We start from the raw sequence: 13,415 nt of genomic DNA, 5'->3' as shown, positions 1-13,415 counted from the left end.
CTTTGTAGAAGGATACGAGGCCCTATTCTGGGCAGACACCATCGGAAATTAAATCGAGCGAGTCACAAACCCGGACCGTCCTTGAGAAGATCGCGAACCAGCTGCCGCAAGCGATCTTCGCCGTCTCTTGCCCCAGGCACAGCTTCTCGGCCTGAAGCGAAGACCATGGCGCACCCTGAAGTACACAGCGGCACCAGAGGGCGCGGTCTGCATGGCCACGCAACCCTGCCATGGCACCGGGCGCCTGACTCAGCTTCCGCAGCACCGGAACCGTTATCTGAAACCCCCGGTGGCCGTTGGCGAAATTCCAAAGCTCCCTCAAATCGTCGGCATCCAACGCCAACCCGGGTGGCAATTCTGCGGTTATCTCCGCCAGCGTATCCGTGTCCAGCCCCGACCAGTTGTCCGGCACCAGGGTTAGCCAATGGCCAGCGAGCCGCTTGCGGATACGCCCCTCCAGTTCCCGGCCTGGCCGCGAGATACCCTGGATCATCTGCAGCGGGTACTCACCACTGGACGCCTCCTGTTGCAGCCCCACTCTCACCACACGAAGACCACAGTTTTGCCAGAACGCCAGCAGGTCGGCGCTGCCACCAAAACTGGTTCCCAGGTAATCAACGCCCTGCTCGGTGCTGTAGGCTCGTGCGGCCTCCACCAGGCTTCGGCCAATACCCGACCGCCTGGCGTCGTCTGACACTGCAATCCGGACCACCCGGAGCGCTTTCAGGGCAGCGGCTTCTGGATAGCCGCTGTGGCTGGCCAGTGACTGCGGCAGTAGATGGCCGCGAATTCGACGGGTCCCCAGACTGACCTGCTCCGCCAGCCCGGCCGAAAGCCCACCTTCGAGGGCACACCAGAGTATTCCAACCGTGCGTTCACCAATTCTCGCCCGCCAGCTTCGGGCGGCCATATCATCCAGCCATTGCCGCAGATCAGCAGGACTGGTCCGGTAATGGGCATCCACCAGCAAACCAAAGGCGTTCGACAACGCCTCGTCACTGGCGGTTGCCGGCTGCCAGGGCTCGATCACCAGTTCCCCGGCGCTGTTTTCGGTTTCCACGGCTGAACCACTGCCATCTGCCGCCAGCAGGAAGAGCTGGGTGATCAGGGTCTCCAGTGGATCCCCGCGAGCCCAGCGCACCGGTTCAGTAAGCGTTGCCGCCTGCCAGTGAGGCGTTGATTGCTCAAGGACCTGTCGAAAGCGTATGGCAAAGCCACGGCCGGCGCCCTCGTAACCATGCACCGTGGTGGCAAACGCTACCCTGGGCCAGCCCAGAAGGATCGATTTCAACAGAGGCGCGGGAAGAGCCGCTGCCTCATCCACCAGAATCACCTCGGCCTCCGGCCGCGAGGCCAGGAGTTCCTGAACCGGAACATACCTCAGGCGCGCGCCCGACCGGGTTGTCAGCGTACCAGCGCTGGCCTGATCCAGTTGATCCGAAAGGGCATCACGGGCGTGACGGAACAGGGTGTCCACATTCTGTTTTGACGGCGCAGTAACAACAATTTCCTGCCTGCCTTTCTTCAGCAATTCCGCGGCCGCCATACCCAGAGCGGCGGACTTGCCTCGCCCCCGGTCTGCCGTGACCACCAGCGGCCGGCGTCTTCGGCCCTGGCCAAACCGAACCAGGCGCTGGATCAATTGTTCCTGGTCCGGAGTTGTTTCAATCCGGAAGCTTTGCTCCGGTATCTGCGGAATGGTCAGCGAGGGCGTTTCGGCACGGCCCGGGGATATGCGGATCACAGCCTCATGGTCGGCAAGAATGTCGGCCATGCGGGCGGCGAAAGGATGCTCGCCACCATGGTCCAGGCCGGTTCTCGGGTAATCCGGGTCGGCAAACCGGCGCCATTCATCCAGCGGTGGCATCAGCCAGAACAGCAGGCCGCCGGCGGTCAATGCCCCGGAGAGCGCCGCCAGGGCATCTGGAGGGTTTCCCTGCCAGCCGTCCCAGACAATCACGGAAACCTCACGACCGAGCCATTTCCTGGCGTCAGTGGGAACAATTCCCGTCAGGCGAGAATCAGGGCTCTGGTCTGCAGGGCCGGTCCAGACGCCGGTTTGAATGTCGAGCTCAGGTAGCAGGCCAGAAAGCCACCTGAGGTTGCTCTCCCGATTGCCCTCCAGCAGGACCAGACGGCGTTCGCCTCTGGCGGCAAGACTGGCCTGCAGGGCTCGCCAGATTGCATGATCTGGCGCGGTATCGGGTTCGGGATGACTCATCAGCTGAGGTCGGCACCGTGGGCTTTGAGGTCGTCCAGGGCGCATTTTTCCAGAGCGGCCTGGTGGGTGGCGCGCAGGCGAACTCTTGGTGCGCAACCAGCCTCAAAGGCTTCCTGCCAGCGGCCGGCGCACAGACACCAGCTGTCGCCAGCTTTCAGGCCTTCGAAGCCAAATTCAGGTCTCGGGGTGCTGAGGTCGTTGCCCTGGGCTTTGGAGAATTCGAGGAATTCGTCGGTGACCACGGCGCAGACGGCATGCAGGCCAAAGTCATCGGGGCCGACGTTGCAGCAGCCATCGCGGTAGAAGCCGGTTATCGGGTCTTTGCCGCAGGTTTCCAGTTTTTCGCCCAATACGTTTACGGATTCTGCTATTTCCATTATTCAGACCTTTTGGCTTGGGAGTTAGCGGGAGCTCGGGGGCAGCCAGTTGGTGAGCGGCCTTCCAAAACACGCTCCTTGCGGCACATCCCTGTGACGCTTGGGCTCCGCCATCCTTGGCTCCGCACAGTTTTGGAAGGCCGCTCACCAACTGACTGTCATACTTGTGAGTTGGCGTCCCCGAGTCTCAAACTGAGTCAATTATGCGGCAGCGGTATCCGCTCTACCAGCAGGCAGCTACAATACCGGCCATGCCGACCGAACCCCAAATCTCTGACGCCACCAACCTGCCGGACTACCTCACCGATGAACAGCGGGCGGTTATTACCGCCGGCTATGAACATGCGGTGATTACCGCCGTGGCCGGCAGTGGCAAGACGTCGACTCTGGCGTGGCGGATTCGGTACTTGCTGGAACAGGGGCATGATCCGGACCGGATGCTGGTGCTGATGTTCAACCGGAGTGCCCGGGTGGATTTCGAGCGCAAGCTGCAGGAGGTGTGTGCCCAGAGCGGGCTGGCGTTGCCAGAGATCCGGACCTATCACGCCATGGGTCTTCGGCTGTACAAACGGTTTGTGCGGGAGGGCTACCTGCCGGGGTTTTCAGACAAGATTCTGACCGAACAGGAGATCAGTTTTCAGGCCTGGCAGTTGACGCGTCGGCTGGCACCGGAGGATCTGGCGGATGAGATCCGGCGCAACAAGAAGGATTTTGTGGAGACGGCGACCGGGTTTATTGATCTGGTCAAGACCACGCTGTCGCCGGCAGAGATTGTGTTTGAGGAGTTGGGGTATTCGGACAAGCACAAGTATCTGATCGACCTGTTTCACAGTTTCGAGCAATGGCGCAAAAGCCAGGGTCGGATCAGTTACGCGGATATGCTGTACGAGCCGGTGATGGCGATTCACCAGAATCCGCCGTTGCAAAGGCTGGTAGGCAACAAAATGGATCTGATTCTGGTGGATGAGTACCAGGATACGAATGAGATCCAGCATCTGCTGCTGCGTTACGTGGCCGGGGACCGGGCCCGGGTGACGGTGGTCGGCGACCCGGACCAGACGATTTACGAATTCCGGGGCGCAAAGCCGGAATTTATCCTCAAGCGGTTCAGCGATGAGTTCGAAAGTCCGCTGGAGCAGACCCTCAGCTACACCTTCCGCTACGGCCACCGGGTGGCATTGCTGGCAAACCATCTGATCTGCCACAACACCGGGCGCAAGGATCTGCTCTGCCATTCCCACCCTTCCACGCCCGGCACAGAGATCACCCTGCATCAGGCGGACAGCGATGCCGATGCGGTGTTGCAGATTCTTCAGGGCCAGTCGGAACCGGCTCGAGCCGGAACGGCGATCCTGTTCCGGGTCTGGAGCCAGAGTGTTCCCATCGAGCTGAAATTGCTGGCCCGGCAGATTCCCTACCGCATTGATGCCGGCAAGGGCGCGCTGTTCAGCCGGGAAGTCCAGGCCATCACGGCGTTGCTCATGGTGGTGACCGGCAAGCTGGAGAACGTGCCGGACGAGGACAGGCTGGAACTGGCCAGACAGTTATTGCGCTTCCCCCACGTTGGCTTGAAAGAGCCCGAGCTGGAGCAACTGGCGCGGTTCCTGGCCGGATTTTCCACCGGCTGGCACGAGCGGTTGCTGGCCATGGACTTTGATGCGCTGGCCCCGATGGCCGCTCGCAAGCTCAGGAAGCTGGGCGAGGTACTTGCCCAACTGCGCAGCTATGGGGGGCCGGTGGCTGGGCTGATCAGTGTCTATGCCGAACATACCGATCTCTACGAGGGCATCCGGAGCCTGGCTCTGACCCATGAGAGCGCCGAAGAGCGGATTGATACCGTGCAGGGATTCCGGCAATACCTGAAAAGCCTGGATGTCACCGCCGAGGGGGCCCTGGAGCATCTGAAAGCCCTGAAGCAACAGGCAGGTGAAAAGCAGCAAGGCGGCGTTCTGCTCTCGACCATTCATCGCACCAAAGGTCTGGAATGGCCAACCGTGATTATTCCGGGCCTGCAGGAGAAATACCTGCCTTACAGCCCGCGGCCCCAGGACGATGCCAGAGGATTTCTGGAGAGTGAACGGCGACTGCTTTACGTCGCCATGACCCGAACCCGCCAACAACTGCACCTGATAACCCGGCCGGCCAGCACACAACCGCATCTGGACGGCGATCTGGGCCCGAGCCGGTTTGTGGAGGAATTCTGTTTCTCCCTGGCCGAGGAGTTCGGGCGCTGGCTGGATGAACGAAGCCCGGCCGAGACTTCAACCATCCGGTTAACCGCCCCCCTGACACCGGTCAGCCAACGCTATGCCAAACGCGAGAACGTCATGTTGGAAGGCCAGTCGGCAACACCTGCAGCTTCGATGGAACCGCTCTGGCATCAGAAGCGTCTTAGCCACGCAATTTTTGGCACCGGTTCGGTGGTTGCCGAGGATGAGAGCTCGTTCGAAGTGAACTTCGACAACGGCGAGACCCTCAACTTCAGTAAGAAGAGCGCGCATCTGTACTTTACCGCTCTGGCCTGAAACGACTTCCGGCACGTATAGGTCAACTGGGTACAATTGCGGACGTAACAAACCTTATCAATTCTTTGTGTTTTGTTGCCGACTGGCCTAAATTCCGCCTTAACAAGCACTTTGCTGAAAAGTGTACTTCCACAACGACAATGAACAGGAGGTTCTGCATGAACATCATGCGTCCAATTTCCGCGGCTGTCCTGGCCGCCACGGTGGCAACTCCGGCCATCGCCGACCGTCAGGAAACCGTCTACATCAACCCGTTTGCGGCTTTCCAGCTGTTCGATGACAAGCGCGACCTGAGCGAAACCGGAACCTTCGGAGTTGGTGTGGAATACCGTTTCCGCCCCCACTGGTCGGTTGAGGCGCTGTACTCCCGTGCCGATGCTGATCGCAAATACGTAGCCGGGGAATCCGAATTTGATGAAATCAGGGTCGACGGCACCTATTACTTTGCGGGCCCTGACGAGGCCTGGAACCCGTACGTGTCCCTGGGCGCCGGCCATGCCGACTTTGGTTCGGACAACAGCGGTGTCCGGACCGCTGGCAGCAATCATGACGAGACCCGCGTGAACGTGGGTACCGGTTTCCGCTACAACATCAGCGATTCGATCTCACTGCGCGGCGACCTCCGTGAGTTCCATGGTATCGATGAGAGCACCTTCGACACCCAGGTGTCTCTGGGCATCAGTTTTGCCTTTACCCGCACGGTAGCCCAGGCCGCACCGGAGCCCATGCAACCGGCCGATGCGGACGGCGATGGAGTCCCCGATTCACGGGACCAATGCCCCGGCACACCGGCGGGAGCGCCCGTTGACAGCAATGGTTGTGAGCCGGATGGCGATCGTGACGCCGTTGCTGACAGCCGGGATCAGTGCCCCAATACGCCACGGGGCGCAGAAGTTGACAGCCGTGGCTGTGAACTGGACAGCGATAACGATGGCGTGGTCAACAGCCAGGATCTGTGTCCGAATACCACTGCCGGTGCAGAAGTGGATGACACAGGCTGCGAGGGTGTAACCGAGACCGTCCAGACCTTCACCATCGAAGTGCAGTTCCCGACCAACAGTTCTGTCATCGGCAACGCCTACGATGAGGAAATCCGTCGCGTCGCCGACTTCATGCAGGAAAACCCGGAAACCATCGTGGAAATTGCCGGTCATTCCGATAGCCGCGGTGACGCCGACTACAACCAGTTTCTGTCCCAGCGTCGCGCCGAGGCAGTGGCCGGTCGTCTGACCGGTCCTCTGGGAATTGATCCTTCACGTGTTGAAGCCGTAGGTTACGGTGAAGAGCAGCCAATTGCGTCCAACAACACGGCAGATGGCCGTGCTGCCAACCGCCGGGTTGAGGCGCGAATTCAGGTTCGCCGTTAATTGACGGTCAACATCTGAATGGTCACGCAAGGCGCCTTCGGGCGCCTTTTTCGTATCTGAACATGCGCGAGGAACCTATGCTCAGAGGCATAGCCCTGATGATTACCCTCTCTGTTCTGGCCCTGCCAGCGCAGGCTCAGGTTTTTCGCTGTGAAAAAGACGGCAATACGGTGTTCTCCGACCAGCCCTGCGGCGAGGATGCTGAATCGGTTGAGCTGCGGGATAACCGCATTGGCGGCAGTTTCAATCAGAACCTCCCGGTGCAGGAACCCCCTGACACCGAAGAACAGGAAGAAAAGTCGGAACCAGAGGAAGAGGCTGGCACCTGCCGGTTTATCAACTCCACCGATCTGCGTCGTTATCTGGTTCGGGAACAGGTGGTAAAGGGCATGACCCGGGAGCATGTTCGCCGGGCTTTCGGCAACCCACCGGAAACCTACACCAGCCCCCAGGAAGTCTGGATCTACCAGACCCGTTATTACGGGGCGCTTTATGAGCTGACCTATGTGTATTTCAGGGATGGCTGTGTTGAGCGGGTGGAGTACCGGGAACCCTGACCGCATCGATCAGCAGGTTTCGGGGCGTCAGCGCCCGGTCGCAGAATTTACCGAGACGCACCTGGTAGCCCTGCTCTTCCAGGAAGAGCGCATAATCAAGCACCATCCAGAGTTCCAGTGGGCGCCGAAACAGGTGCCGGACCAGCTCATGGCGGCGGACCTCTGCCAGCCGACGCTCGCCAAACGCCAACCAAAAATCAAAATCGACCCTGGCGGGTAACTCCAGGTGCTTTTTCGCCGCTGCCCAGCGACAAAAAGCCGGAAAGCCCTCGCTCAGCAGTCGCGCCGGATGAGAGGGTACAGGAAGGTATTCATCACGCCCTCGCAGGAACCGTTGCAGGCCATCGAACCCTAGACGCCACTGGCTGATCAAACGAGTCTGTTCCCGCACTCGGGCAGGGGCTGTTACCGTTTCCTGAACCGCCAGCCGCAAGTCGTTTCGGCCTGGTTTCAGTGTTTTCTGATAGCCCGACGCTCGCTCTGACAGGGGTTGGTAAACGCTCTGGTCGGTCAGATGGTAGCAGCAAGGTGAGATGCTCAGCCTCGGCAACCCGGCCTCGCTGCCCAGCGTCAGTAGTTGCCGATGCAAGTCACCGCAGGCATGGAGGGCTACCCCGTGGCGACGCTCTGGGAGCGACAGATCCACTGCCATGACATCCTGGCAGCGGATCGAAACGGGATCTCCGAACTGTTGAGCCAGTCGGTTGCCGTCCCGGACCAGCTCCGGATTCCACTCGAAACCCTGTATATCGCCGGGGCACAACGGTGCCAGCGTCCGCGACAGATGGCCCTTGCCGCAACACCAGTCCAGGGCGGGGTATTCCAGTGGCGCCAGTGCGGCAGCAAAGGCACCCGACTGCAGCCGCTTCCGGCCCGGCATATCCGTGGCCCGGATTTCCGGCAGGGTCGCCTTTGATGCGTCAGCGTCCGAAGGCAAAAAGGCCGGCAGTTGCACGATGTCGGCATAGGCTTCCAGGGACGGCAGCCACCGGGCTGCCCGAGCCGCCAATTCAACGGGCCTGTCATCCAAATACTGGCATTCGGCATCGGTGAGTTCCGCCAGCATGGCGGCCAGTTCCGGATAGGCTTTTGTCCAGGCCGGCTGCGGTGTCATGAACGGCGCCGGCTGCCAGAACGTCTGGTGCTGCACCAGCCAGTCGTTCAACCGCTGCCACCGCTGGTAAAAAGATTCCGCGCCGTGGTGTAAACTCGCCGCCGGAGGTAACGTCATGCAACTGGCCTTTGTACTCGTTGAACCCAAGGTTCCGGAAAATGTCGGCGCGGCCGCCCGTGCCCTGTGCACCATGGGCTTCGGCGAGCTCTGGCTGGTGAATTCCGACCTGCACACCCGCCCGGAGGCCCACTGGCTGGCCCACGGCAGCGACCACATCCTGGACAATGCGCGCATTTTCCCTGATCTGGCGGCGGTAAGAAACTCCGTAGACCTGCTAATGGGAACCTCCGCCAAGACCCGGCATCAGCGCCAGGATTGGCATAGCCCTTCAGAATTGCGAAAGGCTCTGGCCACGAAGGGTGCTTCCGTGGCAACTGCAGGACTGGTCTTTGGCCGTGAAGACCGAGGGCTGTCCAACGAGGAGCTTGCGCTCTGCGATCTGCTGACCGGCATTCCCATGAAGGTCGCCTACCCCTCCCTGAACTTGGCCCAGTCGGTGATGCTCTATGCCTGGGAAATGTCCGGGCTCTCGGTAGCTACGGAGAGCCAGATTGAGCCCGCAGGTGAACATCGTCTTGGTGCGCTTCGTGGGCGACTAGAAGCCTTGCTACCGGAACTGGACACACCACCCGCGGGAAAACTGTCCCAGTGGGTTTTCGAGCGACTGCCACTACTGTCTGATCGGGATATCGGGTTTGCTCATACGCTCTGCTCGAACATTGAGCGCATTTTGTTGACGAGTAAGAGCCGGACGGATAAGTCCCCCCGGGATACGCAAGAATAACCTCCAAAGCTCGGGAGTCGGTCTGGTGGCCCTTTCCGGGATTGTCGAAAACCAGGGATGGTTTTCGTCAAGCGTACAGGGACGTATTTACAGCGTATCCCGGAAAGGGCCACCAGACCGGCTCATGCACCGAACCAGAAGTTTTACTCCGAAAACCTCCCAGGCCTGAAGGCATCCAGACAGATGGCGGGTTGCTCGCCTTCGATTACCTGGGCGATAACGTCGGCACTACCTGCGGACAGGGTCCAGCCGAAGGTGCCGTGGCCGGTGTTGAGGTAGAGGTTATCTCGGGGGCCACGGCCGATAATCGCCGGGCCGTCCGGGGTCATGGGGCGAAAGCCGGTCCAGGTTTCAGCGGCATCGAGATCGGCGCAGCCGGGGAACCGGGATTCGACCGATTTCTTGATAGTTGCCAGTCGGACTTCGGGAATATCCCGGTTGAAATCCGCCAGCTCGACGAACCCGGTGGCCCGTAAACGATTTCCCAGACGGGTGGAAACGACTTTGTAGTTGTCGTCGTGAATGGTGGAAGTCGGGCCTCGCTCTGAATCTTTCATCGGCACAGTGAGGCTGTAACCTTTTACCGGATAGATGGGCAGCTCTAGGCCCAGGGGCTGAACCAGATGGTTGGACCAGCAGCCGGCGCTGATCACCACGGCATCGGCTTCCTGGGTTTCCATCACTCCATCGCTGTTTCTGATTGAAACGGCGCTAACCCTGTCGTCATCTGCAATCAGCTTTTCCGCTTCCACGTTGTAACGAACGACAACACCCTTTTCCTCGCAGGCTTTCGCCAGTTCCCGGGAGAACTGATGACAATCGCCCGTGCCATCGGTGTCGTAGCTCAGGGCACCATAAAGCGGGCCGTTGCCGACCATACCGGGTTCGGCCTCGCGTACCTGATCAGGGGTGAGCAGACGGGACGGAATGCCAAGTTCGGTCAGCAGGTCATGAGTAACCCGGTAGCCCTCGAGGGCCTCCGGGGTGCTGGCCAGGTGCAGCAGGCCCTGGTGGTCGCCATCGAAGGCAAGATCCAACTCCTTTTCCAGCGCGAGAAACCGTTCCCGGCTGTGGATGCCGAGGCGCAACATGGCGCGGCGATTCAAGCCGAACAGGCCCGGCGACCAGGCGTAACGCAGGGTAGCGAACATGAACTTCAGTGTTTCCACAGACGGCGGAAACCGCAGTTTCAAAGGACCATCCTGCTTGAGAATCCACGGGATGGCCTTGAACACAATTGAGGGATCGGCCCAGGGGTAGACCACGCCATAGGAGCGCTGGGCCGCGTTGGCCTTGCTGGTTTCGTTCCCGGCGATTGCGTGGCGCTCCAGCACAGTCACCTGGTGGCCCCGGCGATTCAGTTCGTAGGCCGTGGTCATTCCCACCACGCCGCCACCGACTACAACAATGTGCATGCGTTCCTCCGCTTTGTTTATTTCACGCCGTTTTTTGCCAACAGGCGTCGGTATTCTTTCAGGACATTCTCATCTTCTTTCGGATAATCCGGCGCCAACCGCTTTAGCTGCTCTGCCAGTATCGCCGCGACAATGGCACGGGCCTGGGGTTTCCGGTCACCCGGCACAATGAACCAGGGCGCCTGCTCCGTATGGGTTGCGGCCAGGGCCTCCTCGGCGAAGGCTTCGTACTGTCGACGTTTCTCCCAGCCGTCGATATCCGACTTGTCGAATTTCCAGCGCTTACGCGGTTTGTCCAGGCGCTTCAGAAGGCGCTGTCGATGCTCGTCTTCAGACAGGTTGAGCCAGATCTTGATGATTGTGGTGCCCTCTTCCACCAGGTGGGTCTCGAAGTTCCGGATGGAGCAGTAACGGTTCTGCCAGTTGTAGCTGTCGGGCTCATGGACCGGCCATACCCGCTCGGCGATCACAGCTTCGTGATGGCTGCGATTGAAGGCCACCATCTCGCCAAAGCCGGGCAAGAAGGGCGTGACCCGCCATAGAAAGTCATGGCGGGTTTCGGCACCCTTGGGCCGGCTGAATGACCAGGCGTGAAAGCCCGCGGGGTCTGCAAAGGTGGCCAGTGTGCGGATCAGGCTGTCCTTACCGCTGGTATCCGGTCCGTGTGTGACCAGCAGCACTGCCCTGGCCTGATTTGCCCAGAGTCGACGCTGGTATTCACCAATCTGTTCCAGGCTGGCCTCAAGGCCGGGCAGCTCCGTTTCATCGCTCTCCAGTAAGGTCGGGTAGTCCCGGAATCTGGGTTTTCCGGGGTCGAAAAGAAAAGAGCTGGCAAACGCCGACAGCTTCATCAAAGTGCTCCGTGCAACTCCCTATGGATGTAATACAGGTCAACAATCGAACAAGCTGGTAAACTTGTGAGACTGAATTCACAGAATAGCAGCCTGGACGCAGGTTGCGATGGAGTGTAGTACCCGGCAATGAGTAAGAAACGTCGCGAGATTCCCGTATTCGATCACCCGATCATCGAGACCCACTGTCACCTGGATTACCTCAAGGACCGCCCGCTTGAGGAAACACTGGAACAGGCACAGGGGGTCAATATCGAGAAGGTGATCACCATTGCGGTGTCCCCGGACAACCTTGCAAGGGTACGCGAACTCAGCCAGGTGGCACCCTGGGTTTACGGTACCCAGGGAATCCACCCGCACGATGCCGAAAGTTATTCCGACGACGTGGAAGCGGAAATCCGCACCCATGCCCGGGACGAAAAGATCGTTGCCGTGGGCGAGATTGGGCTGGACTACTTCTACGACAACGCCGATCGGGACGTACAGCGCGAGGTGTTCCGGCGTCAGTTGCAGATTGCCTGTGACACGGACCGGCCTGTCGTTATTCACAGCCGGGAAGCAGACGACGATACCATCGAGATTCTTGGCGAGTTTGAGGCCACCCTGAAGCGCCGCGGTGTCATCCATAGCTTCACGTCCGGCCCCGGGCTTGCGCGGTATGCCCTGGATCAGGGCTGGTGCCTGGGCTTCAACGGCATCACCACGTTCAACAAGGCCGAGAACGTGCGGGACATCGTACGCATGGCACCGATCGACCAGATCCTGCTGGAAACCGATTCACCCTTCCTCACCCCGGTCCCCTATCGCGGGAAGGAAAACGCACCGTTTTACCTGCCCTTTGTCGCCGAGAAAATTGCTGAGGTGAAGGAGCTGCCTCTGGATGAGGTTATTGGTAAGACTTATCAGAACAGCCTGAGGACGTTCTTCCCCGGCGAATGATCAAACGCGTCCCCATCTCGGCACTCAAGGTCGGCATGTATATAACCGACCTGAACAACGACTGGATTCCCCACAACACCCAGCGCAAGCGCGGTGTTATCAAAAAAGAGGAAACCATCGAGAAAATCCGCCGGATGGGCGTGGAATTCGTCTATATCGATGCTTCGAAGGGTCTGGACACCCAGGACTCTGAAACGGCCGCCGAGGTGGATCGCCGCAATGAGTCAGCCCTGCAGAGAGCCGGAGAGCTGACGCCTGGCCTGCGGCCACATGTTCCCCTTGCGGAAGAAATGGTCATTGCCCAACAGATACACAACCAGGCTCAGGGGCTGGTGGGCGATTTCATGAACCACGCCAAGGTGGGCGGAGCGATTGATGTTGCGCCCATTCACGAGTTGGCAGACGAACTGCAGCACTCCGTGCTCCGGAATGCCAACGCTCTCAGTTGCCTCGGACGCATCCGGGAAAAGGACAATTATCTGCTGGAACACTCGGTCAACCTGAGTGTGCTGATGTCCCTTTTCGGGAATTTCCGGGGCCTGTCGTCCGATGTGCTGCACCAGACCATCGTGGGCGCGCTTCTCCACGACCTCGGCAAAATCCTCACTCCTGACGAAATACTGCACAAGCCCGGCCGCCTGACACCCGAAGAGTTCGAGGTAATGAAACTTCACGCCCGCCACTCACGGGACATTCTGGCCACCACCGAGGGCATTGGTGAACTCACCGTCATCACGGCAGCACAGCATCATGAGCGCCTGGACGGTACCGGTTATCCGGAAGGCCTGAAAGGGGACGAGATCTCGGAGTACGGTCGCATGGTCGCGATCAGCGATGTCTACGACGCCATCACCGCAGATCGGGTCTATCACAAGGGCATGACGCCAACACAGGGTCTGAAGAAGCTTCTGGAGTGGAGCGGCAGCCATCTGGATCCGGTTCTGGTCAAACAGTTTATCCGCTGCCTGGGGCTTTATCCGGTGGGCTCGCTGGTGCTGCTGGAAAGTGGCCGTCTCGGTGTGGTGGTTGAGGCGAATGAGAGTGATCAAAGACTGCCAGCCGTGCGCGTGATGTACCACACCAAATTCCGCATGCCGATCACGGTGGACACTATCGATCTTGCGAAACCGGGTACCCAGGACCGGATTCTTCGTGCCGTGGACCCGGAAACCTACAGGATCGATATCCGGAAATTCCTCGCCTGA

At 59.8% G+C, this 13,415-nt stretch carries 11 protein-coding genes; 6 read left to right on the top strand and 5 right to left on the bottom strand.

Annotated features, from left to right (window positions below):
• Positions 1-22: 22 nt before the first annotated feature.
• Entirely contained in the window at positions 23-2,221 is a 2,199-nt protein-coding gene (locus tag ABNF92_RS12080) for a GNAT family N-acetyltransferase (RefSeq protein WP_349342275.1), read from the bottom strand.
• A complete protein-coding gene (locus tag ABNF92_RS12075) occupies positions 2,221-2,598 on the bottom strand; it encodes a DUF2237 domain-containing protein (protein WP_349342274.1) in 378 nt (125 codons plus the stop codon). Before ABNF92_RS12075 ends, ABNF92_RS12080 begins: the two co-directional genes overlap by 1 nt.
• A gap of 203 nt (positions 2,599-2,801) precedes the next feature.
• Here ABNF92_RS12075 and ABNF92_RS12070 point away from each other — a divergent pair, with 203 nt between their 5' ends.
• The 3 genes from ABNF92_RS12070 to ABNF92_RS12060 all read left to right on the top strand — a co-directional run bounded on the left by ABNF92_RS12070 (position 2,802) and on the right by ABNF92_RS12060 (position 7,047).
• The gene (locus tag ABNF92_RS12070; RefSeq protein ID WP_349342273.1) at positions 2,802-5,123 is read left to right on the top strand and encodes an ATP-dependent helicase; all 2,322 of its coding nucleotides are present in this window, start codon (positions 2,802-2,804) and stop codon (positions 5,121-5,123) included.
• Between the two features lie 158 nt (positions 5,124-5,281).
• On the top strand, positions 5,282-6,490 hold the full coding sequence (locus ABNF92_RS12065; RefSeq protein ID WP_349342272.1) for an OmpA family protein: 1,209 nt from the start codon (positions 5,282-5,284) through the stop codon (positions 6,488-6,490).
• A 77-nt stretch (positions 6,491-6,567) separates the two neighbouring features.
• Positions 6,568-7,047 (top strand): DUF4124 domain-containing protein, encoded by a 480-nt coding sequence (locus tag ABNF92_RS12060; RefSeq protein WP_349342271.1) that lies wholly within the window; start codon positions 6,568-6,570, stop codon positions 7,045-7,047.
• On the opposite strand, the gene ABNF92_RS12055 is transcribed toward ABNF92_RS12060, so the two are convergent.
• Positions 7,004-8,278, bottom strand: coding sequence for a methyltransferase (locus tag ABNF92_RS12055; RefSeq protein ID WP_349342270.1), 1,275 nt, complete (start codon positions 8,276-8,278; stop codon positions 7,004-7,006). The two genes, ABNF92_RS12060 and ABNF92_RS12055, sit on opposite strands and share 44 nt — an antisense overlap.
• Here ABNF92_RS12055 and ABNF92_RS12050 point away from each other — a divergent pair.
• Complete coding sequence (locus ABNF92_RS12050) at positions 8,277-9,005, top strand: tRNA/rRNA methyltransferase (protein ID WP_349342269.1); 729 nt, start codon at positions 8,277-8,279, stop codon at positions 9,003-9,005. The genes ABNF92_RS12055 and ABNF92_RS12050 overlap by 2 nt on opposite strands.
• Positions 9,006-9,148: 143 nt before the next feature.
• Here ABNF92_RS12050 and ABNF92_RS12045 read toward each other — a convergent pair whose 3' ends face one another.
• Together ABNF92_RS12045 and ABNF92_RS12040 are read right to left on the bottom strand one after the other, a co-directional pair.
• Positions 9,149-10,420: a D-amino acid dehydrogenase gene (locus ABNF92_RS12045; RefSeq protein WP_349342268.1), complete on the bottom strand. Its 1,272-nt coding sequence runs from the start codon at positions 10,418-10,420 to the stop codon at positions 9,149-9,151.
• Positions 10,421-10,437: 17 nt separating this feature from the next.
• Positions 10,438-11,271 (bottom strand): polyphosphate kinase, encoded by an 834-nt coding sequence (locus ABNF92_RS12040; protein WP_349342267.1) that lies wholly within the window; start codon positions 11,269-11,271, stop codon positions 10,438-10,440.
• A 129-nt stretch (positions 11,272-11,400) separates the two neighbouring features.
• Between ABNF92_RS12040 and ABNF92_RS12035 the strand changes: the two genes are divergently transcribed.
• Positions 11,401-12,210, top strand: coding sequence for a TatD family hydrolase (locus tag ABNF92_RS12035; protein ID WP_349342266.1), 810 nt, complete (start codon positions 11,401-11,403; stop codon positions 12,208-12,210).
• Positions 12,207-13,415, top strand: a complete 1,209-nt coding sequence (locus tag ABNF92_RS12030) for an HD-GYP domain-containing protein (RefSeq protein ID WP_349342265.1) — start codon at positions 12,207-12,209, stop codon at positions 13,413-13,415. The genes ABNF92_RS12035 and ABNF92_RS12030 overlap by 4 nt, the downstream gene beginning before the upstream one ends.

The organism is Marinobacter sp. MMG032 (genome assembly GCF_040112695.1).
In the GTDB taxonomy this organism is placed as follows: Bacteria; Pseudomonadota; Gammaproteobacteria; order Pseudomonadales; family Oleiphilaceae; genus Marinobacter; species Marinobacter salsuginis.
The sequence above is the reverse complement of the archived record's forward strand: the minus strand, read 5'-3'. Positions and strand labels throughout refer to the sequence as shown.

What these genes read in the sequence shown, in the direction of transcription:
- ABNF92_RS12080 (WP_349342275.1), bottom strand. Translation starts at nt 2,221, where the DNA reads ATGAGTCATCCCGAACCCGATACCGCGCCAGATCATGCAATCTGGCGA.
- ABNF92_RS12075 (WP_349342274.1), bottom strand. Translation starts at nt 2,598, where the DNA reads ATGGAAATAGCAGAATCCGTAAACGTATTGGGCGAAAAACTGGAAACC.
- ABNF92_RS12070 (WP_349342273.1), top strand. Translation starts at nt 2,802, where the DNA reads ATGCGGCAGCGGTATCCGCTCTACCAGCAGGCAGCTACAATACCGGCC.
- ABNF92_RS12065 (WP_349342272.1), top strand. Translation starts at nt 5,282, where the DNA reads ATGAACATCATGCGTCCAATTTCCGCGGCTGTCCTGGCCGCCACGGTG.
- ABNF92_RS12060 (WP_349342271.1), top strand. Translation starts at nt 6,568, where the DNA reads ATGCTCAGAGGCATAGCCCTGATGATTACCCTCTCTGTTCTGGCCCTG.
- ABNF92_RS12050 (WP_349342269.1), top strand. Translation starts at nt 8,277, where the DNA reads ATGCAACTGGCCTTTGTACTCGTTGAACCCAAGGTTCCGGAAAATGTC.
- ABNF92_RS12055 (WP_349342270.1), bottom strand. Translation starts at nt 8,278, where the DNA reads ATGACGTTACCTCCGGCGGCGAGTTTACACCACGGCGCGGAATCTTTT.
- ABNF92_RS12045 (WP_349342268.1), bottom strand. Translation starts at nt 10,420, where the DNA reads ATGCACATTGTTGTAGTCGGTGGCGGCGTGGTGGGAATGACCACGGCC.
- ABNF92_RS12040 (WP_349342267.1), bottom strand. Translation starts at nt 11,271, where the DNA reads ATGAAGCTGTCGGCGTTTGCCAGCTCTTTTCTTTTCGACCCCGGAAAA.
- ABNF92_RS12035 (WP_349342266.1), top strand. Translation starts at nt 11,401, where the DNA reads ATGAGTAAGAAACGTCGCGAGATTCCCGTATTCGATCACCCGATCATC.
- ABNF92_RS12030 (WP_349342265.1), top strand. Translation starts at nt 12,207, where the DNA reads ATGATCAAACGCGTCCCCATCTCGGCACTCAAGGTCGGCATGTATATA.